The 15,106-nt window shown below is 69.1% G+C and carries 14 protein-coding genes and 2 riboswitches; of the genes, 8 read left to right on the plus strand and 6 right to left on the minus strand.

What is annotated here, in order from left to right; genetic code table 11:
* Positions 1 to 12 precede the first annotated feature (12 nt).
* Positions 13 to 705 carry a hypothetical protein gene (locus E3O46_RS17510; RefSeq protein ID WP_134559091.1) on the minus strand — a complete coding sequence of 231 codons (693 nt, stop codon included), beginning with the start codon at positions 703 to 705 and terminating at the stop codon, positions 13 to 15.
* Between the two features lie 252 nt (positions 706 to 957).
* Between E3O46_RS17510 and E3O46_RS17515 the strand changes: the two genes are divergently transcribed.
* A complete protein-coding gene (locus tag E3O46_RS17515) occupies positions 958 to 1,386 on the plus strand; it encodes a DUF1761 domain-containing protein (RefSeq protein ID WP_166787384.1) in 429 nt (142 codons plus the stop codon).
* A 38-nt stretch (positions 1,387 to 1,424) separates the two neighbouring features.
* A complete protein-coding gene (locus tag E3O46_RS17520) occupies positions 1,425 to 1,790 on the plus strand; it encodes a zinc ribbon domain-containing protein YjdM (RefSeq protein WP_134449516.1) in 366 nt (121 codons plus the stop codon).
* Positions 1,791 to 1,822: 32 nt separating this feature from the next.
* On the opposite strand, the gene E3O46_RS17525 is transcribed toward E3O46_RS17520, so the two are convergent.
* The 3 genes from E3O46_RS17525 to E3O46_RS17535 form a co-directional block, all read right to left on the minus strand.
* A complete protein-coding gene (locus tag E3O46_RS17525; RefSeq protein ID WP_134562222.1) occupies positions 1,823 to 3,265 on the minus strand; it encodes an FAD-binding oxidoreductase in 1,443 nt (480 codons plus the stop codon).
* Positions 3,266 to 3,387: 122 nt separating this feature from the next.
* Positions 3,388 to 3,888 (minus strand): DUF2231 domain-containing protein, encoded by a 501-nt coding sequence (locus tag E3O46_RS17530; RefSeq protein WP_134449518.1) that lies wholly within the window; start codon positions 3,886 to 3,888, stop codon positions 3,388 to 3,390.
* 112 nt (positions 3,889 to 4,000) lie between these two features.
* Positions 4,001 to 4,351: a LysR family transcriptional regulator gene (locus E3O46_RS17535; protein WP_134449519.1), complete on the minus strand. Its 351-nt coding sequence runs from the start codon at positions 4,349 to 4,351 to the stop codon at positions 4,001 to 4,003.
* 92 nt (positions 4,352 to 4,443) lie between these two features.
* On the opposite strand from E3O46_RS17535, the gene E3O46_RS17540 reads away from it, so the two are divergent.
* The 5 genes from E3O46_RS17540 to gcvP all read left to right on the plus strand — a co-directional run bounded on the left by E3O46_RS17540 (position 4,444) and on the right by gcvP (position 11,845).
* Entirely contained in the window at positions 4,444 to 6,120 is a 1,677-nt protein-coding gene (locus E3O46_RS17540; RefSeq protein ID WP_134562224.1) for an ABC-F family ATP-binding cassette domain-containing protein, read from the plus strand.
* Between the two features lie 61 nt (positions 6,121 to 6,181).
* The gene (locus E3O46_RS17545; protein ID WP_134449521.1) at positions 6,182 to 6,784 is read left to right on the plus strand and encodes an LON peptidase substrate-binding domain-containing protein; all 603 of its coding nucleotides are present in this window, start codon (positions 6,182 to 6,184) and stop codon (positions 6,782 to 6,784) included.
* Positions 6,785 to 6,933: 149 nt separating this feature from the next.
* Positions 6,934 to 7,029, plus strand: a riboswitch (glycine riboswitch).
* A gap of 1 nt (position 7,030) precedes the next feature.
* Positions 7,031 to 7,132: riboswitch (glycine riboswitch) on the plus strand.
* Positions 7,133 to 7,198: 66 nt separating this feature from the next.
* A complete protein-coding gene (gene gcvT, locus E3O46_RS17550) occupies positions 7,199 to 8,326 on the plus strand; it encodes a glycine cleavage system aminomethyltransferase GcvT (protein WP_134449522.1) in 1,128 nt (375 codons plus the stop codon).
* Between the two features lie 98 nt (positions 8,327 to 8,424).
* Complete coding sequence (gene gcvH, locus E3O46_RS17555) at positions 8,425 to 8,796, plus strand: glycine cleavage system protein GcvH (RefSeq protein ID WP_134562225.1); 372 nt, start codon at positions 8,425 to 8,427, stop codon at positions 8,794 to 8,796.
* A gap of 133 nt (positions 8,797 to 8,929) precedes the next feature.
* Positions 8,930 to 11,845: an aminomethyl-transferring glycine dehydrogenase gene (gene gcvP, locus E3O46_RS17560; RefSeq protein ID WP_241975351.1), complete on the plus strand. Its 2,916-nt coding sequence runs from the start codon at positions 8,930 to 8,932 to the stop codon at positions 11,843 to 11,845.
* Positions 11,846 to 12,006: 161 nt separating this feature from the next.
* Here the strand turns inward: gcvP and E3O46_RS17565 are convergent, their stop codons facing one another.
* Positions 12,007 to 12,819, minus strand: a complete 813-nt coding sequence (locus tag E3O46_RS17565) for a CPBP family intramembrane glutamic endopeptidase (protein WP_134562257.1) — start codon at positions 12,817 to 12,819, stop codon at positions 12,007 to 12,009.
* 26 nt (positions 12,820 to 12,845) lie between these two features.
* Entirely contained in the window at positions 12,846 to 13,241 is a 396-nt protein-coding gene (locus E3O46_RS17570) for a thiol-disulfide oxidoreductase DCC family protein (protein WP_134449525.1), read from the minus strand.
* A gap of 237 nt (positions 13,242 to 13,478) precedes the next feature.
* On the opposite strand from E3O46_RS17570, the gene E3O46_RS17575 reads away from it, so the two are divergent.
* Positions 13,479 to 15,089: a peptide ABC transporter substrate-binding protein gene (locus tag E3O46_RS17575; protein ID WP_134449526.1), complete on the plus strand. Its 1,611-nt coding sequence runs from the start codon at positions 13,479 to 13,481 to the stop codon at positions 15,087 to 15,089.
* The last annotated feature ends 17 nt before the right edge of the window (positions 15,090 to 15,106 follow it).

Here is a 15,106-nt window from a genome sequence, read left to right on the forward strand (position 1 = left end):
GCTGAGTCCGTGTCAGCAGTAGAACTGGCCGAGGCCGGCGGGGGCCGCGATCGCGGACAACACGCCCCCCTGCCCGACGAGGGCAGCGCCGCCGTACGGCTTGCCCTCCGCGTTCCGGCCGGCGACCTCGAAGACGAGGGGACCGGTGCCGTCGTTGTACTCGTCGATCTTCTGGTCGGCGGGGAGATTCGCGGCGCTCGCGGAGACATCCGTGCCGACGACGAGCCCCGTGCTGGACTGCACGGTCACCCCGGCGGCGCCCACCTGCGCGGAGCGGGCCTGGACTGTCCAGGTGTAGAGCGGCGGGCTCTCGGTGTCTGGAACGTTGACGAGGAACCCGGCGGCCCAGGAGTACGTGGTTGCCGCCCCCGAGCAGCCGGTCTCGGGGTCGGCGCGGGCCACGGTCGGCGCGACCCCGATCGCCGCGGAGAGGAAGGCGACCATGGCCGGGGCGCCGTCGGAGTACGGGGTCGTCGCGATCGTCGCGCCGGTCGCGTCGATGGTGCTGACGGTGAGCGCGCCGATCGAGAGGCGGGCGGCGCTCGCCGTGGCTGTGGGCGCAGGCGAGACCAGCGCAGGGGAGGGGGACGGGGTTGCGAGCGGGGACGAATCGGCTGCGGTGCCCCCCGTGGCCGGCCCGGCGCATCCGCTCAGCAGGAGCGCGGCGGCACAAGCCGCAGCAAGGAACAGGACCGGACGTCTCATCGTGCATCCCCCATCACAGGGACGACGAAAATCACCCCTGACCAGAAGCTTCGCACGTCTTCCCTCTCCTGTCACTGTGAGGGATCCAGCCCGGACCGGTGGGAAGGATCGGTTCCGGGATCGAGACACGCGGCGCCTGCTGCCGGTCACCACGATCGCCGACGGCGAACGGAAGCCCAGTACCGGTAGCCGCGGACATCCGCTTGTCGATACAGTCGAGTTCTTCGCGCCGGACGACCGATAGGAACGATTGTGGACCTGACCCACCTCAACTGGCTGGCGATTCTGGCCGCCACCGTCGCCGCCTTCATCGCGGGCGGCATCTGGTTCGGCCCGAAGACGTTCTTCCCGCTCTGGTGGAAACTGATGGGCAAGGACCCGGCGGCGGTGCCGGGCGCCGCCAGCAACATGGCCGTCGTCTTCGGTGCGACGGCCGTCGCCGCGTTCGTCGAAGCCGTCAGCGTCGCCGTCGTGATCTCGTTCGTCGCGCCCGCCACTCCCGGTTTCGGCCCGCTCCAGGGCGCACTCACCGGCTTCCTGCTCGGCATCGGGCTCGCCGCTGCCTCGTCGCTCTCGCACCGGCTCTTCGCCGGGGCTGGATTCCGGGTCTGGCTGATCGAGGTCTCGAGCGACGTGCTCAATCTCACGATCATGGGCCTGATCATCGGGAGCTGGCGCTAACCGCCTGTTGCTCGACCCCGCTCGACTACGGTGGGGAAGTGACCGATACCCTGCCCCCGTGCCCCGAATGTTCCAGCGACCTCGCCTACGAGATGGGCGCACTGCTCGTCTGCCCGCTGTGCGGGCACGAATGGGCCGCGGCCGACGTGAGCCTGACGGCCGACCCGGGTGACGCATCCGCCGAGCGCGTGATCACGGATGCCTTCGGAACCGTTCTCGCGGACGGCGACACCGTCACCGTGATCAAGGACCTCAAGGTCAAGGGCAGCTCGACCGTGGTGAAGGTCGGCACGAAGGTGCGTGGCATCCGCCTGGTCGACGGCGTCGGCGACCACGACATCGACTGCAAGATCGACGGCGTCGGAGCGATGCAGCTGAAGTCGAGCGTGGTCAAGAAGGCCTGACCCGAGGCCACGCAAGGTCACGCGACGACCGGTCAGTCCTCGACGCTCGTGACGCCTCCCTCCTGGGCCCCCGGAGCCTGGGTGCCGGCGGACGGGGCACTGACGCGCGGACTGATGTTCTGATTGACGCGGAACACGTTGTCCGGGTCGTAGACGGCCTTCACTTCCGCGAGCCGCTCGTAGTTCGGCCCGTAGTTCTGCGCGATCCTGCCCTGATCGTCGGCGTCCATGAAATTGATGTAGCCGCCGGGCTCGGCAAAGGGGTGCAGCGCCTCCCAGTAGTCCCGAACCCAGCGGATGTTCGCCGCATTGTCCGCGGGGTCGTGCCACATCCCGGCGATGACCGGCGCGAAGTCCACGTTCCGGTAGGGGAATGCCGTCGCCCCCGGTGCGACCCGCTGCACCGCCCCGTCGATCGGGTAGTAGTGGTTCGCGGACTCCATGCTCGGGATCCGGCTGCCGAAGTCGACGGCGACCCGCAGCGCGTCATCGCTCAGGGAGGCGAGGAAGTCCGCCTTCCAGTACGCCTGCATGCCCTTCGGCAGCATCGGGTCGAACAGACCGTTCAGCACGGGGTACGGGAGCGGCCCGACAAACGAACCGGCGACGGGCGCGGCGTCGAGGATCGGCTGCCAGCGCTTCTCGCCCTCGTCGAGGGGTCCGGTCCAGGCGCCGACGATGACGCAGACGGGTTGACCGTGCCACTGCTCGGGCAGGAACGGCACCGGCGGTCCCTGGTGGAACCCGAGGAACACGCCGAACTCCTCCGGGGCGTTCGCGATGAAGTCCCGGTAGAAGCGGCCGACGGTGTCTGCCTCCGCCGCGGGGTAGATCACCAGGCCCCCGTAGATGGTGGAGACCGGGTGCAGCCGGAACTCGAGCGAGGTGACCACTCCGAAGTTACCGCCCCCGCCGCGCAGCGCCCAGAACAGGTCCGCGTTCTCGGTTTCACTCGCCACGAGGAACCGTCCGTCCGCGGTCACGACATCGGCGGAGAGCAGGTTGTCACACGACAATCCGAATTGCCGCGAGAGGTACCCGATTCCGCCGCCGAGGGTGAGCCCGGACACGCCCGTCGAGCCGATGATCCCGCCGGTCGTTGCGAGGCCGAAGGCGTGGGTCGCGTGGTTGAAGTCCGCCCAGGTCGCCCCGGGCCCGGAACGTGCCGTTTCCGCGGCCGGATCGACCCGAACACCGGTCTGCGCGACGAAGTCGATGACGAGGCCGCCGTCGACCGTGCCGAATCCGGGGGCGCTGTGCCCGCCGCCGCGAACGGCGACGGGGAGTTCGTGTTCCCTGGCGAACGCGACGCTCGTCATCACGTCGGCGACCTGCGAGGGCCTGACGACGACGGCCGGACGTTTGTTGATCATCCCGTTGTAGACGGCTCTCGCGTCGTCGTACCCCGGGTCGTCAGGTCCGATCACGGATCCGCGGACTCGTTCACGCAGAGAGTCAAGGGTGAAGGGTGCCATGATTCCTCCTTTGGACGGCATGCCCGGAACCGGTCCGGGCCCTCACGGCGTCCGTAGTACACCCATCGCGGGCCGTGGTCAAGGCACCGCAGGAGGGTGGGAATCAGGCCCGTCGGCCGTCCCTACTTCGTGCCGTCGACGACCGGCGACCACACGGCCCTGGCGCCGGAATCGCCCACGACGACGACCGAAACGACGGATCCGACGCTCGTCAGGGCCACTGCGACAGCGAGTACGACTGTCAGGGCCGTGCGGGTTCCCGGGGAGGGGATCCGGGCGCCGTACTTCTGCCCGGTCCCGAAATACCGGAACCACAGCCACTGGGCCGCAGCCACAAGAAACAGCCCGAAGACCCACGGCCGCACGGTCTCGCCGATGGCGACGTGCGCCCCGCTCAGCGCGGTCGGGGTGATGATCTGCGCCAGGGCCTCCCCGGCTTGCACAGTCAGCAGGGTCGCGCCGAGCGCGGCGAACGCGAGCAGCGGCGTGACGATGCCGAGCCGCCGCCGGGCGGCCGGCCAGACCAGAGTCAGGATCGTGCACAGGGCGGCAAGAGGGATCAGGATCACGCTCGCGTGCACGAGAAGTGGGTGCAGGGGAAGCCCGGCGATCACCCAGTTCATGCGGAAGCCATCCGCTGGACGGACTCTGAATCGATTCGCCGTGGTTCTCTGATGATCGTGCCCTTCCTCGGGGTGGACGAGACCACCCTATCGGGCGGGCCGGTCACGCCGCTCAGCGGGACTGGCGGCGCCCCTTGGGCTTCGGCGCGCCCTTGACCGCGGGCGCCCGGCCCTGGCCCTTGGAGGCTTTCGCCTTGCCTCCGGCCTTCGCGGGCTTCTGCGGGGCTGCCGCTGCAGCGGGCTTCCGCACCACGGGACGCGCGACCTCGAGCAGCTCGAGTCCGGCGCTCGTCAGGGTGGGCACGTCGTCGACGGTGACGAACAGTTCGCCGCCGACCTCCTCCTCGAGCTTCCTGATGGAGATCAGGAGGGTGGCGCGGGTCATGTTGAGGGTCTTCGCCGCGGCACCCCAGTTAGTGGCTTCGGCGGTCGTGACGAAACGCCGGAGCAGGGTGGTGTCCACAAGAAAGCCCTTCGAACTGCCGCCGTGCCGGTCACGGGACAGTAACAGGCTACGCGGTGCCGGGAGAACAGGTGCAATGAGACCATGGAGTAATGACCGCAACGCTCGTGGCCAAGGGCCTCGCCGGCGGGTACGCGCACCGTACCCTTTTCGATTCACTCGACCTCACCGTCGCGCCCGGCGACGTCGTCGGGGTGGTCGGGGTCAACGGCTCCGGCAAGTCGACGCTGCTGCGGCTGCTCGCCGGCCGGCTCGCCCCGCAGGCCGGCAGCGTCGGACTCTCCCCGGCGGATGCCTTCGTCGGCTGGTTGCCGCAGGAGCCGGACCGCAGGCCGGGCGAATCGATCGCGGACTACATCGGCCGCCGCACGGGCTGCGCCGACGCGAGCCGCGAGCTCGATGCCGCCGCCGCCCTGCTCGCGGGTGAGGCGCCCGTCGGCGATGGCGGCGCCGGCAGTCGCCCCGACGGACGCGATCCCGGCGACGTCTACTCCGCTGCCCTCGATCGCTGGCTCGCGAGCGGCGCCGCCGACCTCGACGAGCGGATGCCCGCCCAGCTCGCCGACCTCGGACTCAGCCTCGCCGCCGACGCGGCGATGACCTCGCTCTCCGGCGGTCAGGCCGCCCGGGTGGGCCTGGCGGCCCTGCTGCTCAGCCGCTTCGACGTCGTGCTGCTCGACGAGCCCACGAACGACCTCGACCTCGACGGACTCGAACGGCTCGAGGCCTTCGTGCACGGACTCAGGGGCGGGGTCGTGCTCGTCAGCCACGACCGGGAATTCCTGGCCCGCTGCGTCACCCGGGTGCTCGAACTCGATCTCGCCCAGGGCGCCAACCGGATCTTCGGCGGCGGCTACGACTCCTACCTCGAGGAGCGCGAAACCGACAGGAGGCACAAGCGCGAACACTATGAGGAGTTCGCCGAGAAGAAGGCCGACCTCGTCGGCCGGGCCCGCGTCCAGCGGGAGTGGTCGAGCCAGGGCGTGCGCAACGCGATGAAGAAGTCGCCGGACAACGACAAGATCCGGCGGAAGGCATCCGCTGAATCGAGCGAGAAGCAGGCGCAGAAGGTGCGGCAGATGGAGAGCCGGATCAAACGCCTCGACGAGGTCGAGGAACCGCGCAAGGAATGGCAGCTCGACTTCACGATCGGCGAGGCGCCGCGGTCGGGCGCGGTCGTCGCGACCCTCAACGAGGCCGTCTTCCGCCGGGGCGGGTTCACCCTCGGGCCGGTGTCGCTGCAGGTCAACGCGGGCGAACGGATCGGCATCACCGGGCCGAACGGCGCGGGCAAGACAACCCTGCTGGGCGCCCTCCTCGGCCGCTCGGTTCCGGACAGCGGCACCGCGAGCGTTGGCGCGAGCGTACGGATCGGCGAGATCGACCAGGCCAGGTCACTGCTGCTGGGTTCCCGGCCGCTCGCCGAGGGCTTCGAGGAGCTTGTGCCCGACCTCTCGACGGCGGAGGTACGCACCCTGCTCGCCAAGTTCGGGCTCAAGGTCGATCACGTCACCCGGCCGGCCGGCGAGCTGTCGCCGGGGGAGCGCACCCGCGCGGCCCTCGCCCTGCTCCAGGCCCGCGGCATCAATCTCCTCGTGCTCGACGAACCGACGAACCACCTCGACCTCGCCGCGATCGAACAGCTCGAGCAGGCCCTCGAGAGTTACGAGGGCACCCTCCTCCTGGTCACCCACGACCGGCGGATGCTCGCCACGGTCCACACCGACCGGCACTGGAAGGTCGTCGCAGGCACCGTCACCGAATCCTGACCCTCGCGCTCCGGGAGGGGAGGGGCTTGGTCCGCGGGCTCGAGCGTGGTTGGGTGGGCGGGTGACCACTCTGCCGATGTTCCCGCTGGGCGCGGTGCTGTTTCCGCACATGCCACTGCACCTGCGCGTGTTCGAACAGCGCTACCTGGTGATGATGGCGCGGGTGCTCGACGCCGAGACCGCGGTCTTCGGCGTCGTGCTGATCGAGCGCGGCCAGGAAGTCGGCGGCGGTGAGCACCGGTTCGGGATCGGGACGGTGGCCAGGATCACGCAGATCGAGGCCCCAGAGGGGTTCGTCGGCGTGGTCGCCCACGGCGAGCGGCGCATCGAGGTGCTCGAGTGGCTCGACGACGACCCGTATCCGCAGGCGAGCGTGCGCGAGCTCCCCGAGCTGGAGTGGGACGACGAGCTGTTCCCTCTGCGGGAGCGGGCCGAACGGGTGGTGCGCCGGGCGCTTGCGCTCGCGAGCGAATTCACCGAGCAGCCCTGGGCGCCCGACGTCGAACTCTCCGGCGACCCGGCTGTCGCGGCCTGGCAGCTCGCGGCGATCGCGCCGGTCGGCCCCCTCGACCAGATCGAGCTGCTGCGGTCGGAGTCGATGGAGGCCCTGCTCACCCGGCTGGTCGAGGTCACCGACGCGGTCGCCGACTCCTTCGGCGCCTGACCGGGGTGCCCGGCGAGGCAGGATCCGGCGCCGGCGTGCTGCGCGATCGGGCAGGCCGGAGCCGGTCCCAGTGGAACTCCGGCTGCTAAGCTGCTCGCGAAGCGGTTGAGCCCGACCAGGCGCGCCGTCCAACTGAATACCGGGCCGACACGGCCGATGCGGGAGAGTCCGGCGCCTCGGCGGCCGGACACCGAAGGAGCAATCCTCCCCGACAATCTCTCAGGTACTCGTACCGCATCGGACTGGCCACTCTGAAAAGTAGTCGCAGCACAATGCGGCTCGCCCATGGTGAAAGTCACGTCCCGACCAGGACGCGGCGAAGCTCTCAGGCCTGACGACAGAGGGGGAGTTCCCACGGGGTCGCCACGACCCCGAGAATCTCGCTCGGCCGCGGCCGACCTGCCTGGAGAACTCATGACCCCGGATCTGACCGAACGGTATTCCCCGCTGCACCAGGCGCACGTCGACGCCGGAGCCAGCTTCACCGACTTCGCCGGCTGGCAGATGCCGGTGCGCTACTCGAGCGATCTCGCCGAGCACCACGCGGTGCGTACCGCCGCCGGCCTGTTCGACCTCTCCCACATGGCCGAGATCCGGGTGAGCGGGGCGGATGCCGCTGCGTACCTCGACTACGCCCTCGCCGGAAAGCTCTCCGCGATCGCCCTCTTCCAGGCGAAGTACAGCCTGATCCTGAACGCGGCAGGCGGCATCGTCGACGACATCGTCGTCTACCGCACCGGGGAGACCGAGTTCCTCGTGATCGCCAACGCCGGCAACCACTTCCCGGCGCTCGAGGCCCTCACCAAGCGCGCTGCCCGTTTCGACGTGACCGTGACCGACGAGAGCGACGACACCGCGCTCATCGCCGTCCAGGGCCCGAACTCCCTCGCCATCCTCCAGGCGACCGCCGGTCTCACGGCCACCGACGACCTCGGCGCCCTCCGCTACTACCGGGCCATGACGGGCACCTTCACCGACGTCCCGGTGCTGATCGCCCGCACCGGGTACACCGGGGAGGACGGCTTCGAACTGTACGTGCCCATCGATCGGGCCCTCGCCCTCTGGAATGCGCTCACCGCGGCCGGCGCCGACCACGGCCTCGTGCCCGCCGGACTCGCGAGCCGCGACACCCTGCGCCTCGAGGCCGGCATGCCGCTCTACGGCCACGAACTGAGCGAGGCGACCTACCCGGCCCAGGCCGGACTCGGCCGGGTCGTCAACCTCGCCAAGGAGACCGACTTCATCGGCCGCGCCGCGAGCGAAGAGGGGCCGCAGGCGGGGTCCGCCGTGCTCGTCGGACTCGTGTCCGCGGGCAAGCGCGCCGGCCGCGCCTCCTACGACGTCTTCCGCAGCGCTGACGCGCACACACCGGAGGGGATGATCACGAGCGGCGCCCTCTCCCCGACCCTGGGACATCCGGTCATGATGGCGTACGTCTCGCCGTCGATCGCCCGGCTCGGCACCGAGGTCTTCGTCGACGTGCGCGGCACACGCATCCCGGCGACCGTGACCGCGCTCCCGTTCTACTCCCGCAAGCCCTGACCCCGAGGGCATCCGCCCACGCACTCCCGGCGGCGATTCTCGCCGGCACCCCTCCAGACCAGCACGCACTGCCCGTTGTTCCGCCGAAAGGACACCCCATGACCGACCAGACCACCCTCCAGTACACCGCAGAACACGAGTGGGTCCTCATCGAGGGCGACACCGCAACCGTCGGAATCACGGCGTACGCGGCAGAGAAGCTCGGTGACGTCGTCTTCGTCGAGCTGCCCGCCGTCGGAACAGGCGTCATCGCCGGCTCGATCGTCGGCGAGATCGAGTCCACCAAGTCCGTCGGCGAGCTCTTCGCGCCGGTCAGTGGCACGGTCACGGCCACCAACGACGGTGTCGTCGACAGCCCCGAGCTCGTCAACAGCGACCCGTTCGGAGAGGGCTGGCTGATCAAGGTCACGTTCCTCGAGCTGCCGCCCCTCCTCAGCCACGCCGAATACTCCGCCCTCACCGGCGAATAAGCTCCCAGGAAGCAGGCAGCGCCAGATGACCAAGCACCTCAGTCCCACCCTGACCGCCCAGGCCTCAGCCCAGGCCACCGAGCGCCCGTTCACCGAGCGGCACATCGGCACGGATGCCGCGGCGCAGGCCACGATGCTCGCCCGCCTCGGCTACGACTCCGTCAACGCCCTCGTGGCCGCCGCCGTTCCCGCCTCGATCCACGTCGACGCGTTCCGGTCGGAGTCGGACACCCTGCTTCCGCCCGCAGCGAGCGAGCGCGAGGCGCTCGCGGAGCTGCGCGCCCTCGCCGGCCGCAACACCGTACAGCGCTCGATGATAGGGCTCGGCTACTACGACACGATCACGCCGGCCGTGATCAAGCGCAATGTCCTCGAGAACCCGAGCTGGTACACGGCGTACACCCCCTACCAGCCCGAGATCTCCCAGGGCCGGCTCGAGGCGCTGATCAACTTCCAGACGATGATCGCCGACCTGACCGGTCTGCACACCGCGAACGCGTCGATGCTCGACGAGTCGACAGCCGTCGTCGAGGGCATGCTCCTCGCCAGGCGCGGCTCGAAGTCGCCGTCGCACCGGTTCCTCGTCGACGCCGACGCGCTCCCGCAGACGAAGGCACTGCTCGCGAACCGGGCCGCCGCGCTCGGGATCGAGCTCGTGGAGACCGACTTCGGCACGCCCGGCGCCGACGCGGAGCCCGCCGCCGCCGGTGACGCCGATGCCTCCGCCGGGCTCGGCGACTACTTCGGCGTGTTCGTGCAGTACCCCGGCGCGACCGGGACGGTCTGGAATCCTGCCGCCGTGATCGAGGCAGCACACGCCCAGGGCGCTCTCGCCGTCGTCGCCGCCGACCTGCTCGCGCTCACCCTGATCATGTCGCCCGGCGAACTCGGTGCTGACGTGGCCGTCGGCACGAGCCAGCGCTTCGGCGTGCCGATGGGCTTCGGCGGTCCGCACGCCGGCTACCTCGCCGTCCGCAAGGGCCTCGAACGCCAGATGCCCGGGCGCCTCGTCGGCGTGAGCGTCGACGCGGCCGGCCACCCGGCCTACCGCCTGTCGCTCCAGGTGCGCGAGCAGCACATCCGCCGGGACAAGGCAACCTCGAACATCTGCACCGCCCAGGTGCTCCTCGCCGTCATGGCGGGCATGTACGCGGTCTACCACGGCCCGGACGGGCTTCGCCAGATCGCCCGCGGGGTGCACGAGAACGCCGGCCGGCTCGTCGCCGCACTCCGCGCCGCGGACGTGACGGTGCTGAACGACACCTTCTTCGACACCGTGCGGGTCTCGATGCCGTCCCGTGCCGCCGAGATCGTCGCCCGCGCCTCGGGCGCCGGCGTCAACCTCTACCAGGTCGACTGCGACACGATCGGCATCAGTGTCGACGAGACCACCACCCGGAGCGACCTCGCCGCGGTGCTCGGCGCGTTCGGCGGAACGGATGCCTTCGGACACGTCGACCTCGAGGCATCCGTCACCGGGCTCCCCGAGGAGCTCGCCCGCACCACGACGTACCTCGAGCACCCTGTCTTCAACACGCACCGCTCCGAGACGAGCATGATGCGCTACCTCAAGCGCCTCGCCGACTACGACTACGCGCTCGACCGCGGCATGATCCCACTCGGCTCCTGCACCATGAAGCTCAATGCGGCGACCGAGATGGAGGCCGTCAGCTGGCCCGAATTCAGCGGAATCCACCCCTTCGCCCCACGCGACGACGTCGACGGCTACCTCGAACTCATCCGGCAGCTCGAGACGTGGCTGACGGATGTCACGGGGTACGATTCCGTGTCGCTCCAGCCGAACGCGGGGAGCCAGGGCGAACTGTCCGGGCTGCTCGCCATCCGCGGCTATCACCTCGCCAACGGCAACGCTGAACGCACCATCTGCCTGATCCCGTCGAGCGCGCACGGCACGAACGCGGCATCCGCCGTGCTCGCCGGCATGAAGGTCGTCGTCGTCGCGTGCGACGACCTCGGGAACGTCGACCTCGACGACCTGCGCGCGAAGATCGCCGAGCACGCCGACAGCCTCGCCGCGCTCATGATCACCTACCCCTCGACGCACGGCGTCTACGAGCACGAGGTCGGCACCATCTGCCAGGCCGTGCACGCGGCCGGCGGGCAGGTCTACGTCGACGGCGCCAACCTCAACGCGCTGCTCGGCTTCGCCCGGTACGGCGACTTCGGCGGCGACGTGTCGCACCTCAACCTGCACAAGACCTTCTGCATCCCGCACGGCGGCGGCGGACCCGGTGTCGGCCCGGTCGCGGCCAAGGCGCACCTTGCGCCGTTCCTGCCGGGCCACCCGCTCGCCCAGGACGCGGAGCACTACCTGCGCGGCGGCGCCACCGTGGGCGCAATCGCAACGGGCATCGCGACCGGCACCGTCGGAACCGTCGTGCACGGCGGCGGCCCGGTCTCTGCCGCACCGTACGGGAGCCCGGGCATCCTGCCGATCTCGTGGGCCTACGTGCGCATGATGGGCGCGGCCGGCCTCAAACAGGCCACCGGCGCTGCGGTGCTCGCCGCCAACTACGTCGCGAAGGGGCTCGAGGGCGCCTACCCTCTGCTCTACTCCGGGGAGAACGGTCTCGTCGCACACGAGTGCATCCTCGACCTGCGCCCGCTGACCGCCGCGACGGGCGTGACCGTCGACGACGTCGCCAAGCGCCTCGTCGACTACGGCTTCCACGCGCCCACGATGAGCTTCCCTGTCTCGGGCACGCTCATGGTCGAACCGACCGAGAGCGAGGACCTCGGCGAGATCGACCGCTTCATCGAGGCCATGATCGCGATCAAGGCCGAAGCGGATGCCGTCGCCGCCGGCGTCTGGCCGGCCGACGACAACCCTCTGCACAATGCCCCGCACACGGCGCAGTCAGTGATCGAGGGGGAGTGGGAGCACGCCTACGACCGCGCGACCGCCGTCTACCCGCTGCGCAGCCTCATCCGGGGCAAGTACTGGCCGCCGGTCCGCAGGATCGACAACGCCTTCGGAGACCGGAACCTGGTCTGCGCCTGCCCGCCGCCAGAGGCCTTCGCCGACTAGCAGCATCCGCTGCGCCCTGACGCGTCCGTAGCCCGGCCGCGAGAGTACAGTTTTGGCCCTTAAATCATCGACTTAAGGGCCAAAACTGTACTCTCGCGGAAGGAAATCGGCGGTACTACGGACGGGGCGGGACGGGGACGGGCCGCGGGGGAGCGTGCGGTTCAGGTGGCGGGAGCCAGGAGGGCGGGCCACCAGGACAGCGCGAGGGGGTAGCCGACGAAGGAGACCACGTCGAGGATCGTGTGCGCCACGACGAGCGGCGCCGTGCGGCCCCAGCGGGTGTAGCACCACCCGAAGACGACGCCCATGGCCGCGTTGCCGACGAACGGCCCGATGCCCTGGTACAGGTGATAACTGCCACGGAGAAGTGCGGATGCCGTGATGATCGTCCAGGTCGACCAGCCGAGCTCCCTGAGCCGGGTGAAGAGGTACCCGACGACGATGAGCTCCTCGCTGAGCGCGGCGCGGAGCGCGGAGAACAGCAGGATCGGGATCGTCCACCAGAACGTGTCGATGGGGGAGGCGACGACCGCGACCGTGATCCCGAGCGCCCGTCCCGCGAGGTAGAGGCCGAGACCGGGGATGCCGATGGCGAGCACGAGCAGGACACCGCCCGCCAGGTCCCGCCGCGGCTGGGTCAGGTCGAAGCCGAGCCGCCGGAAACTGCTGGCCCCGGGCCGCCAGAGCAGGTAGAGCACGAGGGCGACCGAGAACAGCTCGAAGAAGATGCCGAGGAACTGGTAGGTGAAGTCGAGCCATTCCCGGGTCGACTGCGAGCCGTTGATGGTCGTCGACTGGTTGCCGAGCGGGGTCGTGTCGGTCAGGCGCGCGATGATCGACACGATCGAATACACGGCGGATGCCCCGAGCGACAACCCGAGGACGATGACGACTTCCCAGGCCAGTCGCGCCCGATTCACGCCCCTGGTCCCCGCGGGGACCACGCCGGAAGAATCCCTGCCGCTGGTGCTCATCAAGCTGGTGCTCCCTCCGCTGATGGTTACTCGGCCGGCTTCATCCGGCAGGCCGGGGTCCCGCCGGGCAGGCGGTGCCGGTTGCGGGCCACCACCCGGTAGCCGGCCTCAGCGGCCCACGACCACGGCGGCACGGTGCCGAGCCAGCCGAGGAAACGCAGGCCGGGAGCCGGCTGGTGGCGGAGCAGGGCGGCCACTGCGGCGGCACCGCCGAACCGCGCTCCAGCGGAATCGACGAGCCAGACCCGGGAGCGGGCATCCGTCTCGGTCAGGCCGAGCGCCGGAAGATCGGACCACTGGTACGGCGACGCATCCGGCATTGCCGGCAACAAGCGGCGCATCCAGCCGACGGCGGTCGTGCAGAATGCGCAGTCGCCGTCGAAGATCAACACAGTCGCGCGCGCGGGGATACCAGCAGTCATCCCCCTATCCTCGCATCGATGCCGGCAGGGCGTGGCGGCGAGCGATCCCGGCAGAGCGGCGCGAGTTTCGGCGAAAGAACGTCCATCTGCGCAACATGTTTGCGCAGAATGTTTCGTCGAGGTAACGATTCGACTCATGATTGTGCTTTTGGCTCAACGAATACTTAGGGTCAGAAGTATCTGAGGCGTCTTCGCGGTCCCGAATCGCGCGGCGTTTCCCTGCGCACTGGAGGAAAATTGAAAATCAGGAGACTGGGCATTCCCATCGCTCTGGCCACAGCGGGAGCGCTCATGCTCTCCGGTTGTGCCAGCGGCTCGACGACGCCGGCGAAGACGGGTGACGCGAAAGCCATCATCTCGACCAACGGCAGCGAACCGCAGAACCCGTTGATCACGACGAACACCACCGAAACCGGTGGCGGCAAGATTATGACCTCGATCTATGCCGGACTGGTGTCCTACGACGCCAAGGGCGAGGGCAAGAACGAGGTCGCCAAGTCGATCTCGGCCGACGACGCACAGCACTGGACCATCACGCTCAACACCGGGTGGAAGTTCACCAACGGTGAGGCCGTCACGTCCAAGTCGTTCGTCGACGCCTGGAACTATGGTGCCAAGTTCAGCAACACGCAGAGCGCTTCCTACTTCTTCGACGACATCGAGGGCTTCAGCTACGACGCCGACACCGAGCTCACCGGGCTCAAGGTCGTCGACGACACGACCTTCACCGTCACGCTCGCCTCGCCGGAGGCCGACTGGCCGCTGCGCCTCGGCTACACGGCCTTCATGCCGCTGCCGTCCGTCGCATACGCCGACATGGCGGCATTCGGTGAGAACCCGATCGGCGACGGCCCGTACATGCTGGCCAAGACCGGCGCGTGGGAGCACAACGTCAAGATCGACCTCATCACGAACCCGGAGTACAAGGGCCTGCGCACCCCCGCAAACGGCGGCCTGAGCATCGTCTTCTACTCCTCGACGGATGCCGCATACGCCGACGTGCAGGGCGGAAACCTCGACGTCCTCGACGCCGTCCCCGACTCCGCATTCGCGACATACCAGACTGACTTCCCGGAGCGATTCGTGAACCAGCCGGCCGCGATCTTCCAGGCGTTCAACATGCCGTACTACCTCGAGCACTGGAGTGGCGAAGAGGGCAAGCTGCGTCGCGCGGCCATCTCGATGGCCATCGACCGCAAGGAAATCACGGACGTCATCTTCCAGGGCACCCGCACCCCCGCGACCGACTTCACCTCGCCGGTCATCGCGGGTTACTCCGACTCCCTCGACGGTTCCGACGTGCTGAAGTTCAACAAGGAAGAAGCCGTCAAGGACTGGGCGGCCGCTGACAAGATCTCCCCGTACACCGGCACCTTCGACATCGCGTACAACGCGGACGGCGGACACGCCGCCTGGGTCGACGCCGTGGCCAACAGCATCAAGAACACCCTCGGCATCGACGCAGTCGGCAAGCCGTACGCGACCTTCAAGGCCGCTCTCGCCGACCGCAAGGCGCACAAGCTGACCGGTGCCACCCGCGCCGGATGGCAGGGCGACTACCCCTCGATGTACAACTTCCTCGCGCCGCTGTACCAGACCGGTGCCGGCTCGAACTACGAGCAGTACAGCAGCACCGAGTTCGACACCCTCCTCAAGGAGGGTTCGGCAGCGAAGTCCGTCGACGACGCGACCGCGAAGTACGTGGCGGCCCAGGAAGTCCTGCTCAAGGACCTTCCGACCATCCCGCTCTGGTACTCCAACGTGACCGCCGTCTGGTCCGACAAGGTTGAGAACGTCGTCTTCGGCTGGGATTCCGTGCCGCTGTACAACGAAATCACCAAAGGCTAACTCCACAAAATAAGACC

The organism is Cryobacterium glucosi (genome assembly GCF_004402235.1).
GTDB lineage: Bacteria > Actinomycetota > Actinomycetes > Actinomycetales > Microbacteriaceae > Cryobacterium > Cryobacterium glucosi.

Excerpts from the sequence above, each read along its gene's own strand:
- E3O46_RS17510 (WP_134559091.1), bottom strand. The coding sequence starts at position 705 with ATGAGACGTCCGGTCCTGTTCCTTGCTGCGGCTTGTGCCGCCGCGCTC.
- E3O46_RS17525 (WP_134562222.1), bottom strand. The coding sequence starts at position 3,265 with ATGGCACCCTTCACCCTTGACTCTCTGCGTGAACGAGTCCGCGGATCC.
- E3O46_RS17530 (WP_134449518.1), bottom strand. The coding sequence starts at position 3,888 with ATGAACTGGGTGATCGCCGGGCTTCCCCTGCACCCACTTCTCGTGCAC.
- E3O46_RS17540 (WP_134562224.1), top strand. The coding sequence starts at position 4,444 with ATGACCGCAACGCTCGTGGCCAAGGGCCTCGCCGGCGGGTACGCGCAC.
- gcvT (WP_134449522.1), top strand. The coding sequence starts at position 7,199 with ATGACCCCGGATCTGACCGAACGGTATTCCCCGCTGCACCAGGCGCAC.
- gcvH (WP_134562225.1), top strand. The coding sequence starts at position 8,425 with ATGACCGACCAGACCACCCTCCAGTACACCGCAGAACACGAGTGGGTC.
- gcvP (WP_241975351.1), top strand. The coding sequence starts at position 8,930 with ATGCTCGCCCGCCTCGGCTACGACTCCGTCAACGCCCTCGTGGCCGCC.
- E3O46_RS17565 (WP_134562257.1), bottom strand. The coding sequence starts at position 12,819 with ATGAGCACCAGCGGCAGGGATTCTTCCGGCGTGGTCCCCGCGGGGACC.
- E3O46_RS17570 (WP_134449525.1), bottom strand. The coding sequence starts at position 13,241 with ATGACTGCTGGTATCCCCGCGCGCGCGACTGTGTTGATCTTCGACGGC.